General features: G+C 54.9%; 21 protein-coding genes and 1 tRNA gene. 14 read left to right on the forward strand and 8 right to left on the reverse strand.

Going from position 1 to position 23483, the window contains the following annotated elements:
- Nucleotides 1–60 precede the first annotated feature (60 nt).
- The 4 genes from AC14IB_RS07905 to AC14IB_RS07920 are packed head-to-tail and all read left to right on the forward strand — an operon-like array spanning nt 61 to nt 4176.
- Nucleotides 61–1650, forward strand: a complete 1590-nt coding sequence (locus AC14IB_RS07905; protein WP_484231368.1) for a peptide chain release factor 3 — start codon at nt 61–63, stop codon at nt 1648–1650.
- On the forward strand, nt 1650–2426 hold the full coding sequence (locus tag AC14IB_RS07910) for an RsiV family protein (protein WP_484231369.1): 777 nt from the start codon (nt 1650–1652) through the stop codon (nt 2424–2426). Before AC14IB_RS07905 ends, AC14IB_RS07910 begins: the two co-directional genes overlap by 1 nt.
- Nucleotides 2426–3277 (forward strand): TatD family hydrolase, encoded by an 852-nt coding sequence (locus tag AC14IB_RS07915; protein WP_484231370.1) that lies wholly within the window; start codon nt 2426–2428, stop codon nt 3275–3277. The genes AC14IB_RS07910 and AC14IB_RS07915 overlap by 1 nt, the downstream gene beginning before the upstream one ends.
- Nucleotides 3278–3285: 8 nt before the next feature.
- Entirely contained in the window at nt 3286–4176 is an 891-nt protein-coding gene (locus tag AC14IB_RS07920; protein WP_484231371.1) for a patatin-like phospholipase family protein, read from the forward strand.
- 20 nt (nt 4177–4196) lie between these two features.
- On the opposite strand, the gene AC14IB_RS07925 is transcribed toward AC14IB_RS07920, so the two are convergent.
- From AC14IB_RS07925 to AC14IB_RS07940, 4 genes are all read right to left on the reverse strand, one after another.
- Nucleotides 4197–5378, reverse strand: a complete 1182-nt coding sequence (locus AC14IB_RS07925) for an acetyl-CoA C-acyltransferase (protein ID WP_484231372.1) — start codon at nt 5376–5378, stop codon at nt 4197–4199.
- Between the two features lie 30 nt (nt 5379–5408).
- Nucleotides 5409–5906 carry a YchJ family protein gene (locus AC14IB_RS07930; protein WP_484231373.1) on the reverse strand — a complete coding sequence of 166 codons (498 nt, stop codon included), beginning with the start codon at nt 5904–5906 and terminating at the stop codon, nt 5409–5411.
- Between the two features lie 75 nt (nt 5907–5981).
- Nucleotides 5982–6206 (reverse strand): hypothetical protein, encoded by a 225-nt coding sequence (locus AC14IB_RS07935; RefSeq protein ID WP_484231374.1) that lies wholly within the window; start codon nt 6204–6206, stop codon nt 5982–5984.
- Between the two features lie 174 nt (nt 6207–6380).
- Entirely contained in the window at nt 6381–7487 is a 1107-nt protein-coding gene (locus tag AC14IB_RS07940; protein WP_484231375.1) for a GGDEF domain-containing protein, read from the reverse strand.
- Between the two features lie 102 nt (nt 7488–7589).
- Here AC14IB_RS07940 and ppc point away from each other — a divergent pair, with 102 nt between their 5' ends.
- Nucleotides 7590–10280 (forward strand): phosphoenolpyruvate carboxylase, encoded by a 2691-nt coding sequence (gene ppc / locus AC14IB_RS07945; RefSeq protein WP_484231376.1) that lies wholly within the window; start codon nt 7590–7592, stop codon nt 10278–10280.
- Between the two features lie 11 nt (nt 10281–10291).
- Here ppc and AC14IB_RS07950 read toward each other — a convergent pair whose 3' ends face one another.
- Entirely contained in the window at nt 10292–11089 is a 798-nt protein-coding gene (locus AC14IB_RS07950) for a sulfite exporter TauE/SafE family protein (RefSeq protein ID WP_484231377.1), read from the reverse strand.
- Nucleotides 11090–11214: 125 nt separating this feature from the next.
- Between AC14IB_RS07950 and AC14IB_RS07955 the strand changes: the two genes are divergently transcribed.
- The 4 genes from AC14IB_RS07955 to AC14IB_RS07970 all read left to right on the forward strand — a co-directional run bounded on the left by AC14IB_RS07955 (nt 11215) and on the right by AC14IB_RS07970 (nt 14353).
- The gene (locus tag AC14IB_RS07955; protein WP_484231378.1) at nt 11215–12024 is read left to right on the forward strand and encodes a GNAT family N-acetyltransferase; all 810 of its coding nucleotides are present in this window, start codon (nt 11215–11217) and stop codon (nt 12022–12024) included.
- An 11-nt stretch (nt 12025–12035) separates the two neighbouring features.
- Nucleotides 12036–12881 (forward strand): lysophospholipid acyltransferase family protein, encoded by an 846-nt coding sequence (locus AC14IB_RS07960; protein WP_484231379.1) that lies wholly within the window; start codon nt 12036–12038, stop codon nt 12879–12881.
- A 69-nt stretch (nt 12882–12950) separates the two neighbouring features.
- Nucleotides 12951–14189, forward strand: a complete 1239-nt coding sequence (locus tag AC14IB_RS07965; protein ID WP_484231380.1) for an NADH:flavin oxidoreductase/NADH oxidase family protein — start codon at nt 12951–12953, stop codon at nt 14187–14189.
- A gap of 79 nt (nt 14190–14268) precedes the next feature.
- Nucleotides 14269–14353: transfer RNA gene (locus AC14IB_RS07970), tRNA-Leu, on the forward strand.
- Here AC14IB_RS07970 and AC14IB_RS07975 read toward each other — a convergent pair.
- A complete protein-coding gene (locus tag AC14IB_RS07975; protein WP_484231381.1) occupies nt 14332–14826 on the reverse strand; it encodes a DUF1289 domain-containing protein in 495 nt (164 codons plus the stop codon). The two genes, AC14IB_RS07970 and AC14IB_RS07975, sit on opposite strands and share 22 nt — an antisense overlap.
- A gap of 145 nt (nt 14827–14971) precedes the next feature.
- Here AC14IB_RS07975 and AC14IB_RS07980 point away from each other — a divergent pair, with 145 nt between their 5' ends.
- Nucleotides 14972–15349 (forward strand): SirB2 family protein, encoded by a 378-nt coding sequence (locus tag AC14IB_RS07980; protein WP_484231382.1) that lies wholly within the window; start codon nt 14972–14974, stop codon nt 15347–15349.
- A gap of 86 nt (nt 15350–15435) precedes the next feature.
- Nucleotides 15436–16098 carry a YiaD family glycine zipper/OmpA-like lipoprotein gene (locus tag AC14IB_RS07985; RefSeq protein WP_484231383.1) on the forward strand — a complete coding sequence of 221 codons (663 nt, stop codon included), beginning with the start codon at nt 15436–15438 and terminating at the stop codon, nt 16096–16098.
- A 27-nt stretch (nt 16099–16125) separates the two neighbouring features.
- Here the strand turns inward: AC14IB_RS07985 and can are convergent, their stop codons facing one another.
- Nucleotides 16126–16764, reverse strand: coding sequence for a carbonate dehydratase (gene can, locus AC14IB_RS07990; RefSeq protein ID WP_484231384.1), 639 nt, complete (start codon nt 16762–16764; stop codon nt 16126–16128).
- A 74-nt stretch (nt 16765–16838) separates the two neighbouring features.
- On the opposite strand from can, the gene AC14IB_RS07995 reads away from it, so the two are divergent.
- The gene (locus AC14IB_RS07995; protein WP_484231385.1) at nt 16839–18212 is read left to right on the forward strand and encodes a deoxyguanosinetriphosphate triphosphohydrolase; all 1374 of its coding nucleotides are present in this window, start codon (nt 16839–16841) and stop codon (nt 18210–18212) included.
- A gap of 101 nt (nt 18213–18313) precedes the next feature.
- Entirely contained in the window at nt 18314–19081 is a 768-nt protein-coding gene (locus AC14IB_RS08000; RefSeq protein WP_484231386.1) for a 3-hydroxyacyl-CoA dehydrogenase, read from the forward strand.
- Between the two features lies 1 nt (nt 19082).
- Here AC14IB_RS08000 and AC14IB_RS08005 read toward each other — a convergent pair whose 3' ends face one another.
- Nucleotides 19083–21341: an ATP-binding protein gene (locus tag AC14IB_RS08005; protein ID WP_484231387.1), complete on the reverse strand. Its 2259-nt coding sequence runs from the start codon at nt 21339–21341 to the stop codon at nt 19083–19085.
- Nucleotides 21342–21522: 181 nt separating this feature from the next.
- On the opposite strand from AC14IB_RS08005, the gene AC14IB_RS08010 reads away from it, so the two are divergent.
- Nucleotides 21523–23424, forward strand: coding sequence for an alpha/beta hydrolase (locus AC14IB_RS08010; RefSeq protein ID WP_484231388.1), 1902 nt, complete (start codon nt 21523–21525; stop codon nt 23422–23424).
- Nucleotides 23425–23483: the final 59 nt, after the last annotated feature.

Below are 23483 nucleotides of genomic sequence, written 5' to 3' on the forward strand. Positions count from 1 at the left end.
GCCCCATTCCATGCGCAGCGCCGTATAATCTGTCCATTCCGAATTCAGTGCTGAACGCTCATGTCCTTTACCGAACAACTCGCTGCCGAAGTCGCTTCGCGCCGTACTTTCGCCATCATCTCTCACCCTGACGCTGGTAAGACCACCATTACCGAGAAGTTACTGCTCTGGGGTAAGGCCATTCAGGTCGCTGGAACGGTAAAGTCGCGCAAGTCCGATCGCCATGCAACTTCGGACTGGATGGCGATGGAGCAGCAGCGCGGTATCTCCATCACCACCTCGGTTATGCAGTTCCCGTACAAAGACGCGACCATTAACCTGCTCGACACACCAGGCCACGAAGACTTCTCGGAAGATACCTATCGCACGCTAACAGCGGTTGACTCGGCACTGATGGTCATTGACGGCGGTAAGGGCGTGGAAGATCGCACCATCAAGTTGATGGAAGTGTGCCGTCTGCGCGATACGCCGATTATTGCCTTTGTGAACAAGCTCGATCGCGAGATTCGTGACCCCATTGAGCTGATGGATGAAATTGAAAGTGTACTGGGCATTAAGTGCTCACCCGTTACCTGGCCGATTGGCTGTGGCCGCGACTTCAAGGGCGTCTACCATCTCTTGGAGGACCGCTACTACTTGTATCAGCAGGGGCATGGCTCCGAGTTGATTGCAGATAAGACGATTGATGGACTGAATAATCCAGATGCCGACGCCACGCTGGGCGATGATGCCGCGAATTTGCGCGACATGCTGGAGCTGGTGCAGGGTGCTAGTCACAGCTTTAACCTTGATGATTTTCTGGCTGGCCGCCTGTCGCCGGTCTTTTTCGGCACCGCACTGGGCAATTTCGGCGTCAATCACATCCTCGACGGTTTTGTGAATTGGGCACCGACGCCTTTGGCGCGCAAGGCCTCGCAGCGCGCAGTTGCGCCTACGGAAGAGACTTTTTCCGGCTTCGTGTTCAAAATTCAAGCAAATATGGATCCCAAACATCGCGACCGTATCGCCTTTTTGCGCATCTGTTCAGGGCGCTATCAGAAAGGCGTGAAGATGCAGCATGTGCGTCTGGGTAAAGAAGTTCGTGTAGCCGATGCGCTGACCTTCCTCGCCGGCGAACGCGCCCACTTGGAAGAGGCGTGGCCTGGCGACATCATTGGTCTGCATAACCACGGCACCATTCAAATCGGCGACACCTTCACTGAAGGCGAGAAGTTGCAGTTCCTTGGCATCCCGCACTTTGCGCCGGAAATGTTCCGCCGCGTGCGTTTGCGTGACCCGCTGAAGAGCAAGCAGCTGCAGAAAGGCTTGAAGGAGCTGTCGGAGGAGGGCGCGACGCAGGTCTTTATGCCGCAGATCAACAACGATCTCATCCTCGGCGCAGTCGGTGTGCTGCAGTTCGATGTGGTCGCGTTCCGTCTCCAAGAAGAATACAAAGTGGAGTGCGTATACGAGGCGGTGAACGTATCCACCGTGCGTTGGATTCATTGCGACGATGAGCGCAAGCTGGCAGAGTTTAAGAAGAAGGCGCACGACCAGCTGTCTTTGGATGGTGGTGGTTATTTGACCTATTTGGCGCCTTCACGGGTGAACTTGCAGATCATGCAAGAACGCTACCCAGACATTGTTTTTTCACCGACCCGAGAACACTAATGCCCTACGCGCTGCGACTGATTGGGGTGGCTTTACTGGCCAGCTTGGGCTGGTGGCAGTGGCAGCCTGAAACTCCCGCTTTAGCGACTATACCAGCGCCAGCGAAGCCCGCTCTGGTTAGCACAGCCCCTGAGCTGCCCGCTAAACCACTGCGTCTAAAGCTGAGGGATCCGGCTTGTTCTGAGCGTTGTGCCGAATTTGATTTGGAGGCGCTGCAATTCCCTAAATCGCCAGCCTTAACCGACGCATTTCTAACGGTCATTGATGCGCCGGTAGGTCCAACGGCCGAGCAGCGTGTACTGGCCATGGCTAAGACCCTCATGAAAGAGGCTGCGGAGTTTCATGAACCCTGGCAGCAAATTATTCGGGCGCAGCAACTCTCAGGTATTGGCCACATCGTTGTGATTGATATTGATAATTACACCTACACCGGCGGGGCTCACGGCACGAATGTGGTTTCCGCGCTGAATTGGGACACTCGATTACAGCGTGTGCTGACATTGAAGGACTTATTATTGCCCGCCCAAGAAGCCGCGTTTTGGCAGGAGGCCAAACTGGCACATAAGCGCTGGCTGGCCGGGCAGCCGGATGCTAAGTCGCTGGCGGATGTTTGGCCATTCGATAAGACTGATGTGCTGGCGCTTTTACCCACTGGGTTAGTCTTAAAATATCAGCCGTATGCCTTAGGGCCTTATTCAATGGGTACCCCTGAGCTGGTGATTCCATACGCGCGCCTCACCGGCATTTTTAAGCCGGAATTCTTGCCCAAGCCCTGATGCTCTTCGACAGCCATTGCCACATTGACGCGCCGGAGTTCGACGCAGATCGTGACGATGTTCTGCGTTCCGCGCGCTCGGTGGGAGTGAGTCATATTGTTGTGCCCGCTTACGTGGCGGAACGCTGGCCCAGTTTACTGGCGCTGTGCCAAAGCCAGGCTTATCACGACGATTGGCCCTGCCTGCTGCCGGCGCTTGGGTTGCACCCGGTCTATCTTTCCCAGCATCAGGATGACGACTTGCAGCGCTTGAGTGCGGCGCTTAAGCAATCAGCGGTTGTGGCAGTCGGAGAGATCGGGCTGGATAAATTTTTGCCCGAACTGAGCCAACCTGTGTACTGGGCTAAGCAAGTCGCGTTATTTGAAGCTCAATTGCACCTGGCTCGCGATTCGAATTTGCCGGTCATTATTCATGCGCGACGCTGCCATGCAGATATCTGCCGCGCCCTGAAGCGCGTTGGGCATCGGCACGGCGGTATTGTGCATGCCTTCTCCGGCAGCGTAGAGGAGGCTCGGCAGTATCGTGCGCTTGGCATGCATTTGGGCTTGGGCGGGCCGCTGACCTGGCCACAGGCTAAGCGTCTGCATGCGGTGGCGACGCAGTTGCCCTTAGATAGCTTTGTGTTGGAAACCGATGCGCCGGACCTTATTCCGTATGTGCATAGTCATCAGCACGCTGATGGGCGTGTTCGCCAACCGGGTGAGCGTGTACGAAACAGCCCGGCGTTTTTACCCTCGGTGCTAACCGTTTTTGCGCAGTTGCGTGGACTGCCCGAGGCCGAGTTAGCAGCCCAGTTTTTTAGCAATACCGTGACCGCACTGCATTTGCAGGCGCGGCTTAATTTGATGTGAGGACGAACATGTTTTTTCGAATCAACCGATGCTTAGTCTTAGTCTCAGTGATGCTTCTGACGAGCTGCCAACAGGCCCCCCTTGCGCCGGTCAAGCCTGCACGCGAGCCAGTTGTGGCGCTGGTGTTAGGTGGTGGTGGTGCGAAGGGCTTTGCGCATATTGGCGTGATTAAAGTGTTGGAGTCTCATGGTATTCGCCCCAAGTTGGTGGTGGGAACTAGTGCGGGAAGCTTTGTCGGTGGGCTCTATGCCAGCGGCCTCAGTCCCTTTGCGTTACAGCAATTGGCGCTGAATTTGGAAGAGAGCGATGTGCGTGATTTAACGTTGAGTCGTCAAGGCTTTTTGCTCGGTCAGAAGCTTCAGGACTACATTAATGTGCAGGTCAACCAACAGCCTATTCAGAACTTCCCGATTCGTTTTGCCGCCGTGGCAACCGAGGCCGATACGGGTCGTAAAGTCGTGTTTACGCGTGGAAACGCCGGTCAGGCAATTCGTGCGTCCTGCAGTATTCCGAATGTGTTTGTGCCGGCCACCATTGCGGGAAAAGAGTATGTAGACGGTGGTTTGGTCAGCCCCATTCCCGTCGAAACAGCTCGTGATCTGGGTGCGGATGTAGTGATTGCGGTGGATATTTCGGCACGGCCAACGGCGGGTCAAACGCGTTCAGCATGGGCGCTATTGGACCAAACCATCAACATCATGGGGCAGCAGGCGATTAACCGTGAATTGCCGCTGGCGGAGGTGGTGATTAAACCGATGGTGCTGGGTGTGGGGACGCTGGAACTGGAAAGCAAACACCGGAGCTTGCTGGAAGGCGAGCGAGCCGCTCAGGCCAAATTGCCGGCCATCCTGGCGGCGATCGCGAAGAAGCGTGCAGAGTTAAATGCTGTGGCACTGTGAGTGCCACAGCATGAGACGGCTTAGATAATTTCTAAGGCCATCGCAACCGCTTCACCCCCACCGATACACAGGCCGGCTACACCACGGGTTTTACCGTGTTGCTTTAGCGCGTGAATCAGCGTGAGGATGATGCGTGAGCCAGTCGAACCAACGGGGTGGCCCAGAGCACAAGCACCGCCGTAGACATTGACCTTCTCGTGCGGAATGTTGTGCTTCATCATCGCGGCCATGGTGACCATCGCAAACGCTTCGTTAATTTCGAACAGGTCTACCGAGTCTGCACTCCAGCCCGTTTTGGCAAACAGCGTGGCAAAGGCTCCCACCGGCGCGATGGTGAACTCGCTAGGATCTTGCGATTGAGTTGAGTGGCCGATGATACGGGCCAACGGTTGCAGGCCAAGCTCCCGCGCCTTGCTTTCCTTCATTAACACCAATGCCGATGCACCATCGGAAATCGACGAGGCGTTGGCGGCGGTGATAGTGCCGTCTTTAGCGAATGCAGGCTTCAGGGTTGGAATTTTTTCTGGGCTGGCGTTGCCGGGCTGTTCGTCCGTGTCGACCAGTACTTCACCTTTGCGCGTGGTGACGGGTACGGGCACGATTTCGGCTTTGAAATCACCGTTGGCGATAGCTGCATTGGCGCGACGCAGGGACTCAACGGCAAAGGCGTCCATATCGGCACGGCCCAGACCCAGTGTGTTAGCCATATCTTGTGCAAAGGAGCCCATGAGGCGGCCCGTGCGAGCGTCTTCCAAGCCGTCGAGGAACATGTGATCCATGACTTGACCATGGCCCATGCGGTAGCCCGAGCGAGCTTTAGGCAGAATGTAGGGCGCGTTACTCATCGATTCCATGCCGCCGGCGACCATGATGTCATTCGTGCCGGCCGCAATTAGGTCGTGTGCCAGCATGGTGGCTTTCATGCCGGAGCCGCACAGTTTGTTGATGGTGGTGGCACCCGCAGCAGCGGGAATCCCGGCTTCTAATGCGGATTGACGAGCCGGACCTTGCTTTAAACCAGCGGGCAATACGCAGCCCATTATCACTTCTTGAACCTGTTCAGGCTGAACGCCTGCGCGCTTCAGTGCTTCACGAATAGAGATGGCGCCCAGTGTGGTTGCAGTGACGCTGCTCAGGTTGCCCTGAAAGCCGCCCATAGGGGTGCGAGCACCGTTAACAATGACGATTGGATCGTGACTCATGTTTCTCTCCGAATGCCAGCTGGGGACGCATTAGGCGCCGCAGCACTTCTTGTATTTTTTACCACTGCCACAAAGGCAGGGGTCGTTACGGCCAATTTTAACGTCATTAACAATCGGCTTGGGCTTTTCTGATGGACCGCTATGAAGGACTTCGCCATCACGGAATTGCCAGCCTTTGTCTGAGCGTAAAAAGCCGGACACTTCATGATGATGGTGCTTAACACCGCCCATGTCGTAATGCGCTTTGAATTCTACCAGACCCCGTTTGTCTTGTTCGCCACCGGCCTCTACCTGAATAATCTCTAGGGCTTGCCAGTCGGCCTGTTCGGCCCAAGCGCGCATCGCCTCTAAATCGCTGTTTTCCATGCCGTCTTTGTGCGTGGAGGCCACGATGAAATCAATATTGTGTTGCGTGTAGGCGGTATAGCGAGCGCGCATTAAGGCTTCGGCAGTGGCCGCAGGGGCGCCAGCAATAATGGGGGCGCAACAAGATTCTAGTGGGTTACCGGAACCACAAGGGCAGGACATGTCATTCTCCAAAAAACGGGCATGAAAAAGGGGTGCCGAAGCACCCCTTTTTTTTGAGGCCGAGGCCTCAGCTCATTACTGAGCAGCTGGAGCAGCTTCGGCAGCTGGAGCAGCTTCAGCAGCTGGAGCGGCTTCAGCAGCTGGAGCGGCTTCAACTGGAGCAGCTTCGGCAGCTGGGGCTTCAACAGCAGCTTCAGCAGCTGGAGCTTCAACAGCAGCAGCTTCTTCTTTCTTTGCGCAACCAGCGATGGTCAGAGCAGCGGCAACAGCGGCCATAACGGCGATTTTCTTGATCATCATGATAAAATTCTCTCTTAGGTTGGACTGGACTAGTCTATTTCCAGTCTGATGCCGTTCAATAATTCATTGCGGCGAACTATTGGCTAACATCAGACGAACGCATATTAGCACTGGTTTTTTGACTTTGCACCCCGATTTTGTCCGACAACATCATCCACTTGTCTTGTTGTGGCCTTAACGGTCACTTAACTGGTGACCCATGCGGCCCTGTTCGGGGTCGGTATAGATGGCGCCCGAAACTCCAATCCGACTTTGTCGTGCCCGCGCCATGGCTTCATCCAATTGATAGAGCAGTTGATCCAGCGCCATAGGCTCACTGGGTAGCCATGTGGCACCAATATGAGCGGTGGCCGGGCTTTGTTGATGCACGCGTGAGGCATGAAAACTTTCTTGGAGGAAGTGAGCAATCGGATCGGCTTGCTTGCTGGGACAGTCCAGCAACAAAAAGACAAACTCCAGCGGGCTGTAACGCACCAGAATGTCGCTACCTCTTAGACGCTTTCGAGCAATCTCGGCGAACTCGCGACACAGATCATTTTGCAAGGCGAGGCTGGGTTCGCGGCCTGGTGCGAGGCCGGTAGGCTCAATCACGATATAGAGCAATGTCAGTGGTTGCTGCTGCCGGTGCATCAAGGGCATGAGTAATTCGGCGGCGGCATAGAGCGTGGGGCGATTAAATAACCCCGTGCTGGCGTCAATGCCGGGAGCGCTTAGGCTGGTATTGAAGTGCTGACGTGCTAGCTGCGTCATGACGGTGACCAGCGACATCAAAATGATGCTGGTTAAGCCAATGATCGCGACGGATGTCCACGAAAACTGCAGATGGGTTTGGGTGCGCCACACAGTGCTCAGAATTGCGATGGTCAGAATCAGGGTGAATGTCACTGCTTGGGCTTTGAGTGGCCAACGTAAGGCCGCCAAACCGAGGACTAAAACACTTAAAGTAGCGGTTGGCAGACTAGCGAGCGGGTCATTTCCCATTTGCCAAGCTAACAAGGCAAGATCGAGTGCAGTAATCAGTACTGAGAGCCAGGTGCGAGGCAGGATGCGGGCTTCAAGTATCGAAAAAATGCTCTGCAAGACGGCATAGCCAACGATCACGAGTAGGCAAACCGTTAATGATGCCAGCAGACCGCCCTGTAAAAGCACCGCATAAATGGCAAGACAGAGTGCCGCGACCAAGCGCAAAGCGCGCTGTTCATTAATGGCCATGACCACGGGAATTAGGCGCGGATCAAGGCGTGAAAAAGTGTGACGAAGAGAGTGTGTTGAGGCAGTCATGCGGGTGGTAGTCTCAAGGCTGGCCGATCAAATCAGTTGTGAGCCAACGGCTACACTGTTTGCCAGTATACCCATTTGCTATCGATGCTGAAGGGAGTAACGATGACATTAACAACTCAGCGCGAAGAGCCCCTGCGCGATGATGTCAGGCGCTTAGGTCAGCTCTTAGGTGAAGTGCTTCAGGTTCAGTCGGGCCAACTCTTTTTTCAGCAAGTTGAGCAAGTACGACTCTGGTCGCAACGAGCGGTTCAAGGTGATGTTGAAGCGCATACCCAGCTGTCGCAATTTCTTCGACAGGCGGATGCCGATACGCTGCGTAATGTGGCGAGAGCCTTTGGTCATTTCTTAAATTTGGCCAATATCGCCGAGCAATATCATCCCATTCGATTACGTAGACAGGCCATGACGCCCACGGCTGCAGATGGTTTGCGGGCGGTGCTGCGCCGCGCCTTGGCGCAGGGGATGTCACGAGAGCAAATCTTGTCAGCCGTTGGGCAATTAAACATTGAACTGGTGCTCACCGCGCACCCCACGGAAGTAACGCGCCGCACGCTCATGCAAAAGCAGGATGAAATTGCCGACATTTTGGCCAATTTGCACGAATCAAAATTGACGGCAAGTGAGCAGGCCGGGGAGTGGGGACGATTACGTCGCCGAATTGTTGCCGCGTGGGAAACGGATGAAATTCGCGGCCAGCGGCCAACACCGGTGGACGAAGCTAAGTGGGGCTTTGCCACCGTGGAAAACAGCATTTGGCGAGCGCTACCCGCCTGTTTGCGTGAGTTTGATGCCTGCTTACGTGAGGAGTTAGGGAATGGCATTGCGCTTGACGCGACGCCTATCCGCATGAGCTCTTGGATGGGTGGCGATCGGGATGGCAACCCCTTTGTGACCCACCAAGTGACAGCAGAAGTGATTGCCCTAGCGCGCTGGATGGCCTGCGACTTGTATCTGCGTGATGTGGATACTCTGCGTTCTGATTTGTCTTTATCTCACTGTGGCGCCGCGTTGCGCGCAAAAGTAGGGGAGGCCTCCCGCGAGCCTTACCGAGATTGGCTTAAGCAGATCCGCCAACGCTTGCAGGCAACCCAGGCTGCCACGCTCATGGCCTTGGGGCAGAGCGAGCTGGTGTCGCTTACCGAGCGCTCCATGGTCGAGCCCTATGCTTCCCAAGCAGAGTTGCGCGCGGATTTGCAGCTTTGTTATGACGATTTACATGCCGCAGGGCTAGGTCTGCTCTGCGATGGCGGCCTAACCGATACGTTGCGGCGAGTTTCCCTGTTCGGCTTTGGCTTGCTGCGTCTGGACATTCGCCAGGAGTCTTCGCGTCATGCTGATGCTCTGGCAGCCATTACGCAATATTTGGGTTTGGGCGACTACAACGCCTGGGACGAGGCGCGCCGGCAACAATTTTTGTTGCAAGAATTGGCGAGTCCACGACCGTTGTTGCCCTTATCGGCGTTATCCGCTGAAGCCGAGGCAGCGTTTAGTGAAGAAGTGAGTGAGGTGCTGGCGACGTTCAGAATGCTCGCTACGCAGCCAGCTGAGGCACTCGGTGCCTATGTGATTTCGATGGCGCATCAGCCCAGTGATGTGTTGGCGGTCATGGTCTTACAGCGCAAGGCAGACAGTCAGCGGCCATTGCGCGTCGTGCCCTTGTTCGAAACCTATGATGACTTGGCGCGAGCGCCGTCGTGCTTGCAGGCGCTGTGGTCGCTGCCCATTTATCGTGACTGCATTCAGGGCCAGCAGGAAATCATGATTGGCTACTCAGACTCAGCGAAAGATGCCGGGTTTTTAGCGGCGGCTTGGGCGCAGTATCAAGCCCAAGAGTCGCTGTCTATGCTGGCAGCAGAAGCTGGCATCAAACTGGTGTTTTTTCATGGACGAGGTGGCAGTGTGAGCCGTGGAGGGGCACCCACCGATCAGGCATTGCGTTCGCAGCCGCCGGGCTCCGTGAAAGGCGCGTTACGAGTCACTGAGCAAGGTGAAATGATACGCATGAAGTTTGGGTCGCCCGCAGTCGCCCAGCATCACTTGATGGGCTACTTGAAAGCGACGCTGGAGACGGTGCTGATGCCGCCGCCTCAGCCTCAGCCGTCTTGGCGTGAGGCCATGGCGGAACTCAGTGCGGTGTCCATGCAGCATTATCGGGATCAGCTTCGCAATGACCCGGACTTTATAGCGTACCTGCGGGTCGTCACCCCCGAACCTGAGTTGCAATTGCTGCCCTTGGGTTCTCGGCCAGCGCGGCGTCAGGTCGGTGGCGGTATTGCCTCCTTGCGGGCGATCCCTTGGGTTTTTGCTTGGACACAGATTCGACTCATGCTGCCGGCATGGTTGGGCGTTGCGCAAGCACTTCAGGCGGTGCCTTCCGCTACGCAAGAGGACATGCTGAAGCAGTGGCCATTTTTTGCCAGCTTGATTGATATGTTGGAGATGGTGCTGGCGAAGTCTGACAAAGCGATCGCTCAGCATTACGAAAATACGCTGACTCAAGACGCGGCTTTGCAGCAGTTGGGTGCGCGTTTACGCCATCAGCATGGCGAACTCATTGAATTGCTCAAACGTCTGCAAGCGGGGCCCAGTTGGGCAGAGCGTAACGCCGTCTTGGCGCAATCGATTCGGTTGCGATCACCCTATTTGCTGCCGTTGCACTGGCTGCAGGCCGAGCTGATGCAGCGACGCAGGTCGCTGACCTCCGTGCATCCCACGGCGGAGGTATTGCAGCATGATCGCGCTTTGATGGTGACGATGACGGGCATCGCGGCGGGCATGCGGAATACCGGTTGATGCACGGAGCGCTATAGTCCGGCTAAGAAACGTAGGCCGACCAGGGCTAACAAGACGGCAAACGCGCGCTTTAGTTGTTGCGCAGGGATGCGATGGGCCATCACGGCTCCGGCATGGGCGGCAAACATGCTGGTTAACGCAATGCCGGCGAGCGCGGGCCAGTAGATATAGCCCGTGCTGCCAGCAGGGAGCTCTGGCAGGCCCCAGCCACTGAAGATAAATCCGATCATACCCGCGACCGCAATGGGGAAGCCGCAGGCAGCTGCGGTGCCGACGGCGCGGCGCATTGCCACACCTTGCTTGACTAAGTAAGGCACCATGAGGCTGCCACCGCCAATGCCAAATATGGCCGATGCCACGCCAATCAAACCACCCACCGCATGCAACTCAGCAGGTTGAGGTTTAGGAGCGATGGTCTCAACCGGTTTGCTGCCGCGAAACATCTTCAGACCCGTCCACACAGCAAAAACACCAATGATAATTTGCAGGGTGCGTGCGGGGAGAGCATGGGCAATTTGCGCGCCAATGAGCGAGCCAATCACCAGGCCTAAGGCCAATTTCTTGAATAACCCAGTATCCACGCCACCTTGGGCGTAATGCGTGCGAACAGAGCTGATCGACGTCAGCACAATGCTGGCCAGCGACGTACCGACGGCTAAATGGGTTAACACGGTGGGCGAGATGCCCTGCGCGTGGAAACAAAAAATCAGTGCCGGCACCAGTACCATGCCGCCGCCAATGCCCAGTAAACCGGCCAAAAAGCCGGCTAATGCACCGGTTGCCGCGAAGATCGCCAGGCTGGTCAACATGCTGTCATCTCTCCAGTAGATGCTAAGAATCAAGGTGCTCAGGGGCGGTGAGTTTCACCAAAATGTCATCCCGTTGTCACGGGACTGGCATTTGTCTTAGGCAAAGTGCTCGTATGAAAACACAGATGGCGAGCCCACCGATGAGAAATGCTCAGCAAACACAAACGAATGCCCAGGCTGTAAGCACGCTGGCACCCTTTGCCACTGAGCAGGTTACGTCGCTGCGTCAAAAGCCACGCTTAGAGGCGCGCTTCGCGACGGATGCAGACATGGTAATGGCTGCTCAACGTTTACGTGCCGAAATTTTTGGCGCTGAATATGGCGTTGCGTTTGATGGTCTGGATGTAGATGCCTACGATGACTTTTGCCTACATTTAAATGTCTATGACGTGGCTAATGACCTGCTGATTGCCACCACGCGTCTGTTGAGTAGCGAGCAGGCGGCCTTGGCGGGCGGATTTTACTCGGCACAAGAGTTCGATCTGGGGGCGCTGAAAAATTACAACGGCCGTATTTTGGAAGTGGGCCGCACCTGCGTTCACCCAGACTATCGTTCGGGTGCGGCTATCACTGTGCTGTGGTCGGCCCTGTCGGATTATTTAATGCGTGAAGGCTTTAATCTGCTCATTGGCTGCGCCAGCATTAGCTTGGCCGATGGCGGCACTACCTTGGCCAGCGTCATGCCAACGTTACGTGAAAAGCACTTTGTGGGCGATGAACTGCGCGTCAGCCCTAGCCGTGAAATCATGTTGTCGGCGGCCGGTACCGGTGCTGTGAGCGTTCCCCCGCTATTGAAAGCTTACTTACGCATGGGCTGCAAAATTGGTGGCGAGGCCTGCTGGGACCCAGAATTTAATTGTGCAGATGTTTTCATTTTCATGGATGTACAAGCGATGGCGGGGCGTTATGCTCAACGGTTCCTGAAGACAGCCTAAAATGAGTCCCTGTGAGCAGAGCGCCGCGCAATCGTTATCAACATCCTGCCATTGTTGTCAGGCCTGCCATGTCGCTTAAAGTACTCGTGCGTTTAGTCGCGGTAGTGACTTACTTGCTCTTTGGGGTTGTTCTGGCACTGCTGATTGGCATGTTCTTTGTTCGTTTCACGGTCTGGCAGCGTCCTGTCATTGCTTGGTGGCTGCGCGGGTTTTGTCGCGTCCTGAACTTACAGGTTACGGTCCAGGGGGCTCCGGTTGAAGCAAGTGCTCTGTGGATCAGCAATCATGTTTCCTGGATGGACATTCCTGTGATTGGCGGGATTCGGCCGTTACGCTTTTTGTCTAAAGCGGAAGTCGCGAAATGGCCCATTATTGGTCATCTCGCACAGGCGGCAGGTACCTTATTTATTCAACGGGGTTCCGGTGATGCCGATCGTGTCAGCCATGAAATGGTGCGGTCGTTGCGCGAAGGCAAACGTGTGCTGTTTTTCCCGGAAGGCACCACGACCGATGGCTTTAGCGTGAATCGTTTTTTTGCCAAGCTGTTTACAGCGGCCAGCACCAGTCAATGCCCTATCCAGCCCTTAGTCATTTGCTACCAGAAGGCCAACGGCGAACTGCATCCATTAGCACCCTATATCGGTGACGACGAGTTAACCGCGCACTTGCTGACGATGCTAGCAGGCGAACCTGTCCGCGTGATCGTGCATTGTTTACCTGCAGAGGTTGCCGGCTCGCGTGATGCCAGTGCGCTAGCTAAGCATTTTGAGTTGCTCATGGGGCAAACTCTGCGAGAGTTGCATGGCTCGGAACAACCTCCCAGCCGAGGCGATCATCCCTCCGTCAAAGCCGCATAAGTTTTGACAATGCCTGCTGTCTAAAATAGGCTGCTGCCACTTTTCGCAGCTTATTTAGGAGATGCAGCGATGGCATCCGCAGCGCACTTACTCGCACAACCGCTCACCTTACCGAATGGCAGCATGCTGCCTAATCGTCTGGCTAAGTCGGCACTCAGTGAAACCCTGGGTACCATGGATAACCGCGTCACACCGGCTTTAGTGCGTCTCTACGAGCGCTGGGCAAAGGGTGGCACTGGGTTACTCATCACCGGCAACATCATGATCGATCGTCGCGCCTTGGGTGAGCCGGGTAACGTCGTGATTGAAGACGATCGTGACTTGCCTATGCTGAAGGCCATGGCCGAAGGAGTGGCCAGTCATGGCGCCAAGCTTTGGGCGCAAATCAATCATCCCGGCAAACAGTCACCGAAAGGCCTGAACCGCGAAAATGTTTCGCCCTCAGCCATTCCCTTTGGTAAGCAAATGCAGGCATTTTTCACGACGCCTCGTGAGCTGACCGACGTTGAAATTCTCGACATCATTGCGCGTTTTGGCCGTGCTGCTGGCGTGGTAAAGCAGGCCGGCTTTCATGGCGTTCAGATTCATGGCGCGCATGGCTACTTAGTCAGTCAGTTCTTATCCCCTAAGCACAACATTCGAACGGATGCTTGGGGTGGAACGCCAGAAAATCGCCGTCGCTTTGTCTTGGCGGTCTATCAATCCATGCGTGATGCCGTTGGCCCGGATTTCCCCATTGGTATTAAGTTGAACTCGGCTGACTTCCAGCGCGGTGGCTTTACCGAAGAAGAATCCTTGGCGACGATTCAGGCTTTAGCGGCAGTTGGTATTGATTTAGTCGAAATTTCTGGGGGCACCTACGAGGCACCCGCGATGGCGGGCAAAAAAACCAGCACTGTTGAGCGTGAGGCTTATTTCTTGGAGTTTGCTGAGAAAGTGCGTCAGCACATCAGCACGCCGTTAATGGTGACGGGCGGTTTCCGTACGCTCAGTGCTATGGGGGCTGCACTCAGTTCGGGTGCTATGGATGTGGTCGGTCTTGGGCGTCCGTTATGTATTGAGCCTGATGCGTCTAAGCGTTTGTTGGCGGGCGAAGAAACCCGTCATCGCGTGAAAATGATTAGTACTGGCATTAAGCAAATTGATGATATGGCCCTCATGGAGGTCATGTGGTATTCGCGTCAACTTCACCGCATGAGTCGCGGCGAAGAGCCCAAGCCCAAGGAGTCCGCGTTGTGGTCACTGCTGACCAATATGCTGACGAATATGCGTGGCACCCTAAAAACGCGTCGCTTACGCGCGAGCTAATGCAACAATTTAGCAGGCGCTGATGGTGTAAGGCGTTGCCAAAAAGGCGGCAAACTCGGTATAGTTCGTCGCCTTCATCGCGCCAGTGGTGAAATTGGTATACACGCCAGATTTAGGTTCTGGTGCCGCAAGGCGTGGAGGTTCAAGTCCTCTCTGGCGCACCATCTTTTTTGTTAGCCGCCTGTGCTAACTGTTGAGCCCTCAACAAGTCCCTTTCGTAATAGGCACTCGCCAACATATGCAGCTCGGCATTAATGCTTTCGCGCAAACTGAATAAATCTAGCCCGCTGTGATCCAATCGCCTTACCCCAAACGAGGTCAAGTCCTGAATCTGTCGGGCCATGTTTTTGAGTAGTTGTTGCAACCAAGTCCAGTGGTTGGCTTCCTGACGGAAAGGGATGCGACGGCTTTGCAGTTCATGACGCAGACTCTCCGCATCGAAAATCTCAAAGTAGCGCGGCATGATTTGTTGCAATAAGCCGTCCAAACGCTGCCAAATTAAGCGCTTCTCGTGATCGCTGTAGCGATTCCATTCAATCACTTCAGGCAAGTATCGGCGACACCCACGGCAAACCGTATCACCGTAGGTGGTGGAGCAGATGCCGATGCAGGGCGTTGGAACTGAGCGAAACAACATGGGCGAGCACTCGCAAGCCAAAACGTGTGGCACACGATAGCAAATTTGATTCAATCTGCGGGTCTACAAATGTTGCAAATGCTTTGACATACCGCCGACGACTCGGTGAGATAGCGACTTGGTTTTTTCCACAGGGGATTGGGTGATGGATAGTTATGTTTTTGTCAAAATGCTGCACGCTATTTTAGTGCTTGCCGTGGGTGGCTTATTTTTGTGGCGTGCATTTCTGATGCTAACGCGTCCGCCGGCACAAAACGGCAAAGTGCCTACTTTGTTGGCTCATATCTTCAGTTTCGGTGTACTTGTCACGGGCCTAATCATGGTGGCGTTGTTCGGCAGCATGCCGGCGTGGGTTCTGACCAAGCTAGTTTTCTTGTTTATTTTTATTGCGTTGGGGGTTGTCGCCTTCAAGCGGGCTAAAACGCGCTCACTGCAATTAGTGATGATGGCCTTGGCTCTGGTAACCTACGGGTTCTTGGTTAGCGTCGCCGTGACCAAAGTGCCTGCGGGCTTTTTTGGCTGAGGGCGTGTCAACGCTTTAGTATTTGCGTCGTTTTGACGCGGTGAGGGATGCCTACAGGCATCCAACTGTTTTCTTGGAGATTTAACATGCGTATTTTAATGACAGCAGCAATGGCTGGCACGTTGGTTCTGGCCGGTTGCACGACCAACCCGTATACCGGTGAGCGTCAAGTCAGCAAGGGTGCCTATGGCGCCATCATTGGTGCAGCAGCAGGTTGCGCCATTGCCTCTGCCACCACTAAGCGTGGTGAGCGTAATGAGCGTTGCGGTCAAGGCGCAGCCATTGGCGGCGTTGTCGGTGGCGGTGCCGGCGTCTACATGGATGTGCAGGAAAAGAAACTGCGTGATCGTCTAGCGGGTGTGGGCGTAGGTATTCAGCGTGACCCCAACACGGGCGCTATCAATCTGATCATGCCAGGCAACATCACTTTCCCAACGGCACAGGCAAGCATTCGTGCTGATTTCTACCCAGTACTGGATGCCGTTTCTGACGTGCTGAAAGAGTATAAGGACACAACGATTACTGTTAGCGGCCATACCGATAGCCAAGGTGATGCAGCCTACAACCAGAAGCTGTCACAAGACCGTGCCAGCTCGGTGGCTAGCTACCTCGTGAATCGTGGTGTGGCATCGGGTCGTGTGTCAGCCATTGGTTTTGGTAAGACACAACCCATTGCAGATAACAGCAGCGAAGCGGGTCGTTCACAGAACCGTCGTGTTGAAATTCGCATCAACCCTACTCAGCAGTAATACGCTGAAGGGATAAAAAAGCGCGCCTTAGGGCGCGCTTTTTTTGGGCATCATGCGGTAAATCGGCGGAAGTTGGTTCACTGCATTAAAGTGCACGCCGAGGTCGCGAAGGATGCCGTCCTCGATACTAAAGATAAAGCCATGAACGGATACATCTTGGCCGCGTTTCCACGCATTTTGAATAATCGTGGTGTGGCAGACGTTGGCTACTTGCTCGACCACATTCAGTTCGCAGAGTTGATCGAATCGCTGCTGGGCATCCAGCCCCTGAAACTCGGGCTCATAGAGTCGATAAATGTCTTTGATGTGACGTAGCCAGTTATCAATCAGACCAAACTCTTGGTCTTCCAGTGCCGCTTTAACGCCGCCACAGCCGTAGTGTCCGGTGACCAAAATGTGCTTTACCTTCAACACATCGACAGCGTATTGCAGTACCGATAAACAGTTCATGTCGGTGTGCACGACCAAGTTGGCAACATTGCGATGAACAAAGACTTCACCGGGTAGCAAGCCCATAATTTCGTTCGCGGGTACGCGACTATCCGCACAGCCTATCCATAAAAATTGCGGTGTTTGCTGTTGGGCAAGCTTCTGAAAAAACTCGGGGTCGCGCGCTTTAACGGCATCTGCCCATTCACGATTATTGCGAAATAGCTCTTCTAGCATGTCTGTCTCCCAGCGAATGTGCGCGAGTATGCCATAGCCATGGCATCATGCAGACGTCTCTAAGGAGTAGGAATATGGTGCTGAGAGCTGAGGGTGGGCAACGCATGAATTGGACACAATTACTGTCCACGCAGCGCTTCAAAATCAAACAGGGCCACATACTCGCCACGCATGCGGCTGCGAGTGCCGATGGCACGGCAGGTTTGCGCTCAGAATTTCACATTGACCATGATCGAGTAGTTTTTTCCAGCGCATTCCGTCGTCTCGGGCGCAAAACGCAGGTGCATCCGCTAGCCCTGCATGACCATACGCATAACCGTCTCACGCATAGTGTGGAAGTGGCCAGTGTCGGTCGCAGCTTAGGCAACCGTGTCGGCGCCATGCTGCAAGAGGGTGGCTTCTTGCCGCCCCTAGCCACCCCCTTTGATATTGGTGGCATCGTGCAAGTGGCGTGTCTCGCTCACGATTTGGGCAACCCGCCATTTGGTCATACCGGCGAATATGCACTGCGCGATTGGTTTACTCAGCCTGAGCGAGCGCATTTGCTCGAAGGCTTAAGCGTGGCTCAGCGTCACGATATTCAAACCTATGAAGGTAATGCGCATGGATTGCGCCTGCTGACATCGCTAGAGATGTACGCGGGCGAGGGCGGCATGCGTCTGACGGCGGCAAGCCTCGGGGCTTTGGTGAAGTATCCGTGGACCGCGCAAACCTGTCCTGAGCGCGGCAAGTTCAATATTTATCAAGCCGAGTTAGGGTATTTCCGTGCGGTGGCTGAAGCTCTTGGGCTTCCGGTTCGGGGGCCTGAGCAATGGGCCAGGCACCCCTTGTCCTATCTCATGGAGGCAGCAGACGATATCTGCTATGCCATTGTTGATTTAGAAGATGCCGTGGAAATGGATATTCTCGATCTGCATGAGTTTGAGCGCCTATTGGCGCCCATCGTGGACCCCGACAAGGTCTGGCAAATTCGTGAACCCCGCCAGTACGCGGCCGCCTTGCGTGGCACCATGGTGGGACGCTGTGTAAAGGATTTGGCCGACACCTTTATGCGTCATCACGAGGCGTTACTGGCCGGCGAGTTGCCGCTAAAAGATTTGATTGCTGGTGCCAGCCCCGAAGTGCGTGACACGTTGGTCGCAGCTAAGCAGCTTGCTAGCGATAAAATTTATCGGCACCGCAGCAAGGTTGTCACTGAGATTGCGGCATATCCGTGTTTGGCGGTCTTGCTCGACACGTTAATCCCTGCTGTACGCACGTTTTGCTTGCAAGGCACATCCGTGCTCAGTCATCGCCAGCAGACGCAATTAGCACTCTTGCCGCGACCATTAACACCCAGCTTATCGCTGTATGAGGGCTATTTGCAGGTGCTCGACTTTGTGGGTGGCATGACCGATAACCACGCGGCTCGATTGGCCAGAGACATTTCAGGCGTGGGTATTCTGTAAGCATTTTTGTGTTGAGGAAATCCTCTGGGTTGACTTGAACTGGTTGTTTGGAGTGCTATGCTCGCCGGCGCGACTCAATAGTCATTTTTTAGGAGTGCTTCATGCAGCTGCAAAATAAAATCGCCATCGTGACCGGTGGCGCTTCAGGTTTAGGCCTGGCCACAGTCAAAGGCTTTCTCGATAAAGGCGCCAAAGTCGCTATTTTTGATTTGAATGTGGACGTCGGTCAGTCCGTGGCGACTGAGCTGGGTGAAAATTGTCATTTTTGTAAGGTCAACGTGTCGGATGAGGCGTCTGTTCAAGCCGCACTTGCCGAGGTATCGAGCAAGTGGGGCGGTGTGCATGTGGCGGTGAATTGCGCCGGCATTGGAAGCGCTATGCGTACGGTGGGTAAGAATGGCCCGCACTCGCTGGACGTGTTCAATAAAGTCATTACGGTGAATCTTATCGGCACCTTTAACGTGACACGTTTGGCTGCTGCTGAAATGGCGAAAAACGAAGGCAATGCCGACAACGAGCGCGGCGTCATTATTAATACCGCATCCGTGGCGGCGTTTGATGGCCAAATTGGTCAGGTCGCTTACTCCGCTTCCAAAGGTGGCGTGGTGGGTATGACCTTGCCGTTAGCTCGTGACTTAGCCAGTGTGGGTGTGCGTGTAAACACCATCGCTCCGGGTATTTTCAACACGCCGCTGATGAACGCTGCGCCGGATAGCGTGAAGCTGCCGCTCATTGAAATGACGCAGTTCCCTAAGCGTTTAGGCTATCCCGAAGAGTACGCTTTGCTCGCTATTCAGCTCGTCGAAAATGCCTTTCTGAATGGCGAAACCATTCGAATTGATGGCGCCATTCGTATGGCACCGCGCTGAATTAAGTTCTGGCGTTAATAGCCTGCAGCAGCGCATCCATTTCTTGCAAAATGCGCTGCTGCAAACGGTCATCCAACACCCCTTCCGGTAAGTTGAGTGCAGCCTCCAAGCTGGCGCGTAATGCCGGCACGCCGGTGTATCGGCAGGCACCGAGTAGTCGATGCACGGCCCGTCGCCAAGCGTTGGCATCTTGCGTATCTCGAGCCAGCTGAAGTTGTTCACGAGCCAACGGCATATCCTCGGCCAATGTGGCAATGAGCTTTTCCGCCAGATCACGACGTCCGCCAGCGAGCCGCTCGGCCTCAGGCCAGTCAATCGCCGCCAAAGGCGCGCTGATAAACCGTGTCCACTGCTGCAGAATGTGATGGAGCTGGCTCTCATCTAGGGGCTTGCTGAGATAGTCATCAATGCCATTGCGCAGCCAAAACTCTCGCTCGGAGCTCAGTGCATGCGCGGTGAGCGCAATGATAGGGACACGTTGTCCGCCAAGCTCCTGTGCTCGAATACTTTGAGCGGCTTCTAGGCCATTCATAATGGGCATTTGAATGTCCATGAAGATCAGATCAAAGATAGAGCCTGCGGCCTTTTCAATGGCCAGTGCGCCGTTTTCCGCGGTCTCTACACGAATACCGAGCTCACTCAACCAGACCTGCATGAGGTGTAAGTTGGCGGGGTGATCATCCACCACCAGTACGCGAATCGGGTCGCAGGCGAGCTGGTTATAGTGCAGTTGCGTATGGCCTTGCGGATTAGTCAGGGCCGAATGGAAGAAGGGGTCGCGAGTTGCCCACCACGTCACCGTAAACGTAGAGCCCTTGCCGGCCTCACTGACCGCTGAGATGTCTCCGCCCATGATGTGAACCAGTTGCCGAGTGATGGTGAGACCAAGCCCTGTGCCGCCGAAGTGTCGAGAGGTAGATGAGTCTGCTTGCTCGAAAGCCTCAAACAAGCGCTGTAATCGACTGGGATCTATGCCAACGCCAGTGTCGCTTACGCTGAGCTGACAGTGCACGCGCCCAGCCTCTTCGGCCAATAACTTAAGCTGAGCTTGGATTTGCCCACGCGCTGTAAATTTGATGGCATTGCTGATGAGATTGGTCATGATTTGACGCAAGCGCAGCGGGTCCCCCAACACGGACTCGGGCAAATTCGGATCGATATCCACTTGAATTTCTACAGCTTTGTCGCCCAGTAGGGGCGCCAGCATTGCCGTGCTATCACTTAACAGGCTGCCAAGCTGAACCGGTGTTTCATCCAGCACTAAACGTCCCGCTTCAATTTTGGACAGGTCTAACAAGTCATTTAAAATGGCCAACAAGTGCTCGCCAGAGCGGGACAGTGCTTGCACATGTTGTTGCTGCGAAGCCGATAGCGAGCTCCGTTCCAGTAAGCGTGCAAAGCCTAATAGGCTGGTCAGCGGCGTCCGAATTTCATGACTGATATTGGCGAGAAATTCCGACTTTAATTGGTTGCTCACCTGAGCACTGCGGCGGGTCGCATGCAGCTCAATGTTCTGACGCTCAATCGCATCCAAGGTCTCGCGAAGTTCTGCTTCGGTGTGCTCACTGTCTTGAACCAGCTGTTCGATGGCGGTCTTCTGCTTGAAGTAGTAGCGCGTTAGGAAGCTCACCAATTCGGGCCAAATTCGCTTGGCCTGGGCATGTTGCTTCGGCGTGATTCTTTCCGGGTGGTTAAGCGCATCTGCAAAGCGATTGATCGGCAACAACGTTTGCCGAAGAAACAGTAATAGCAGGATGGCCAGCACCAGTAAGAGTGCCATGCTAAGGGCGATGTACTGGACGAGTCGCTCGTAAAACGCGAGTCGAATCACTTGCTGAGAGGCCTCTACGACCAACCAGCGACCATCATCAAGTTGGCGAACTTCTTGCGCTCCGCCCTCAATCGCAAAGCTAGCCTGCGCTGAATCGACCCGTTTTAGTTGTTCAATTATGGGTAGACGAACTTGGCTCTGTCCGACCTGCGCTATGAGCTTTCCTGTGGGGCTGAGCACACTGATTTGACGAATGGAGTCATCCCCTAGGCCGAGCTTTAGGAAGGCCTCTAGTTCGCTGCTGCTCAGGATGGATCGATTCAAGACTTCTGCTGTGCTGTGCAGCGTGATGTCCTTGCTGTGTTGATAGCGTGCCAATAAATCGTCTTGGTAGTGCGAGCTGATTGCCCAAGAAAGGCTCAGCAATAAGGCCGCCACAGGCAACAAAAAAGCAAATAACAGGCGGTGATGCAGGGTCCACGGATACATCCGGGCGCTCCTTGACGGGTAAAAATTAATGAGCTGAAGCAAGACTATCATGCCGCTCTCGGTCAGGGCATGTGATTGCTTTTCGTACAAAAAAAGGCACAATGCGCGCCAATCTGACAAAAAACGTAGTCAATAATTACAATAATTTTGAGGCCACATACGCCTCTTCAGAAGGGATGCTATGCGTCAAACACCTGCGCTACTTCGATCATTTGTATTAACCACCTCCTTGGCTGCGCTGCTGACAGCGTGTGGCTCCAGTGAAACGGGATCTTCGGGCTCGAGTGCGCAGGCTCGTCAGCGTGGCGACTTGCCCATCGGCACGGCGGATGGCGTCAAGCCGGCGTCTTGCAGCACGGGTCAGGCCGCAGGCGGTCAGGTATACCGTGTGGAGATTCCCTCCCGTGTAGACGGCGAAAGTATTGTCTTTCAGGTTTTTGAGCCCGATACCCTGAATTGCGTTGAGAAACATGCCCTGATTTTGGAAGGGCATGGTTATTCAGGCTCTCGCCAAACCGATAAGAGCGGCGGCCAGTCACCCTTGTCTTTTGGTGCGCCCATTGGCGATTTGACGAAGGCAGGATACGCCGTCATCAGTATCGATCAGCGCGGGCATGGTGAATCCGGCGGTACGGTGCGTGTGATGGATCCGGCTTTTGAGGGTCAAGATCTTGTTGCGATTGTTGACTGGGCAGAGCAGCACCTCGACTTCCTGAAGTATCGCGACGGCAATTTATTGCTCGGTGGTATTGGTGGTAGCTACGGTGGTGGTTACCAGATGTTGCTCTGGGAGACCGATCCCAGCCAGCGCATGGATGCCATGGTGCCGGAAATTACCTGGAATGATCTGCCTTACAGCCTGAATCCCGGCAATGTCGTGAAGAGTTATTGGGCGTTGTTTTTGGCCGGTGCGGGGGATGCTTTAACGCAGGGTCGCCAGGACCCGTTTATTCGCGCCACCTTACTCGATGGCGTGGCAACCGGGGTCTTTCCTGCGGATGCCCTGCCGCAATTTGCCGCCCATTCCCCCGCGTACTTCTGTGGCCAGGGCTATAGCGACATGAAGGGCGTAACGGCTGATGGCTCTAGCTATGTGCTGGCGTCTTTGGCCAGCAACATACCGCTCACATCTGGCGTGTTCTCCATCAGTCGCTCACCGTTGAAACGCTTCCAAAAAGTGGACGCGCTGATTTTCCAAGGGATGCGTGACCACCTCTTTAACTTCAACGAGGCCTATCACAATTACCAATGCCTGCAGCGCGGTGGCGGTGATGTCCGTCTTCTGAGTTATGAAACCGGTCATGGTGCGTTGTCGCCAGATGTTGGCTTGATTTCGCAAGCCGTCCAGGTTCAAGCATTGCCACTGAGTCGTAACTGTGGCTCGGTCGACGCGACAGCGGCTACATTGGCCTGGTTCAACGAGAAGCTGCTGGGCAAGGGCAATGCCGATACGGCAATTCCGTCGGGTAAAAATGTTTGCCTGTCGCTCACGCAAAAAGATGCTGTGGCGGTGCCCAAGGTCACGGTCGGCGGTACGGAGTTTCCGGTGGCCATGCCCGGCGGCTTGCCGGTCCCTGTGACCTTGGCGCAATTGGTGCCCACCATCGTGCCGCTGACCAGCGTAGCGGAGGGTACGAATGTGCTGGCGGGCATTCCACGCTTAAAGGTCAAGGTAGGTCGAGGGGTAGAGGCCTTGGATGCCTTGTGTCAGAAGGCTCAGGAGCCACTGCTGCGATTGGGTAGCTGCGATAGCACGGTCTTTGTGGGGCTGGGCATCATCACCGCATCGGCGAGCGGGAAGATTCCGGTCGTGCCGGAGCTTATCGACAATCAGGTCATGCCCTTGCGCGGATTTGGCGACTTCGATGTGGAGCTGGTGGGTGTTGCTGAGCGCTTTCATGCCGGTGATCAGCTCGTGTTGCTTGTCTATGGCAACAGTCCGACCTTTGTGGCCACCAGCTCACGTGACCTCAGCACGGCATTAGTAACCCTTAGTGGTACGGTAGAGTTACCCTTGTTGGGCGACTTGCCTAGCCTCCCAATGCCTGCATCTGGTGGTGGATTGCCCATTCCTACCCCTTAAGCGTTAGCGAAATACGGTGACGCGGTTGCTAAGCGCCCGCTGGCCATTTGGTCAGCGGG

Source organism: Perlucidibaca sp. (genome assembly GCF_057084925.1).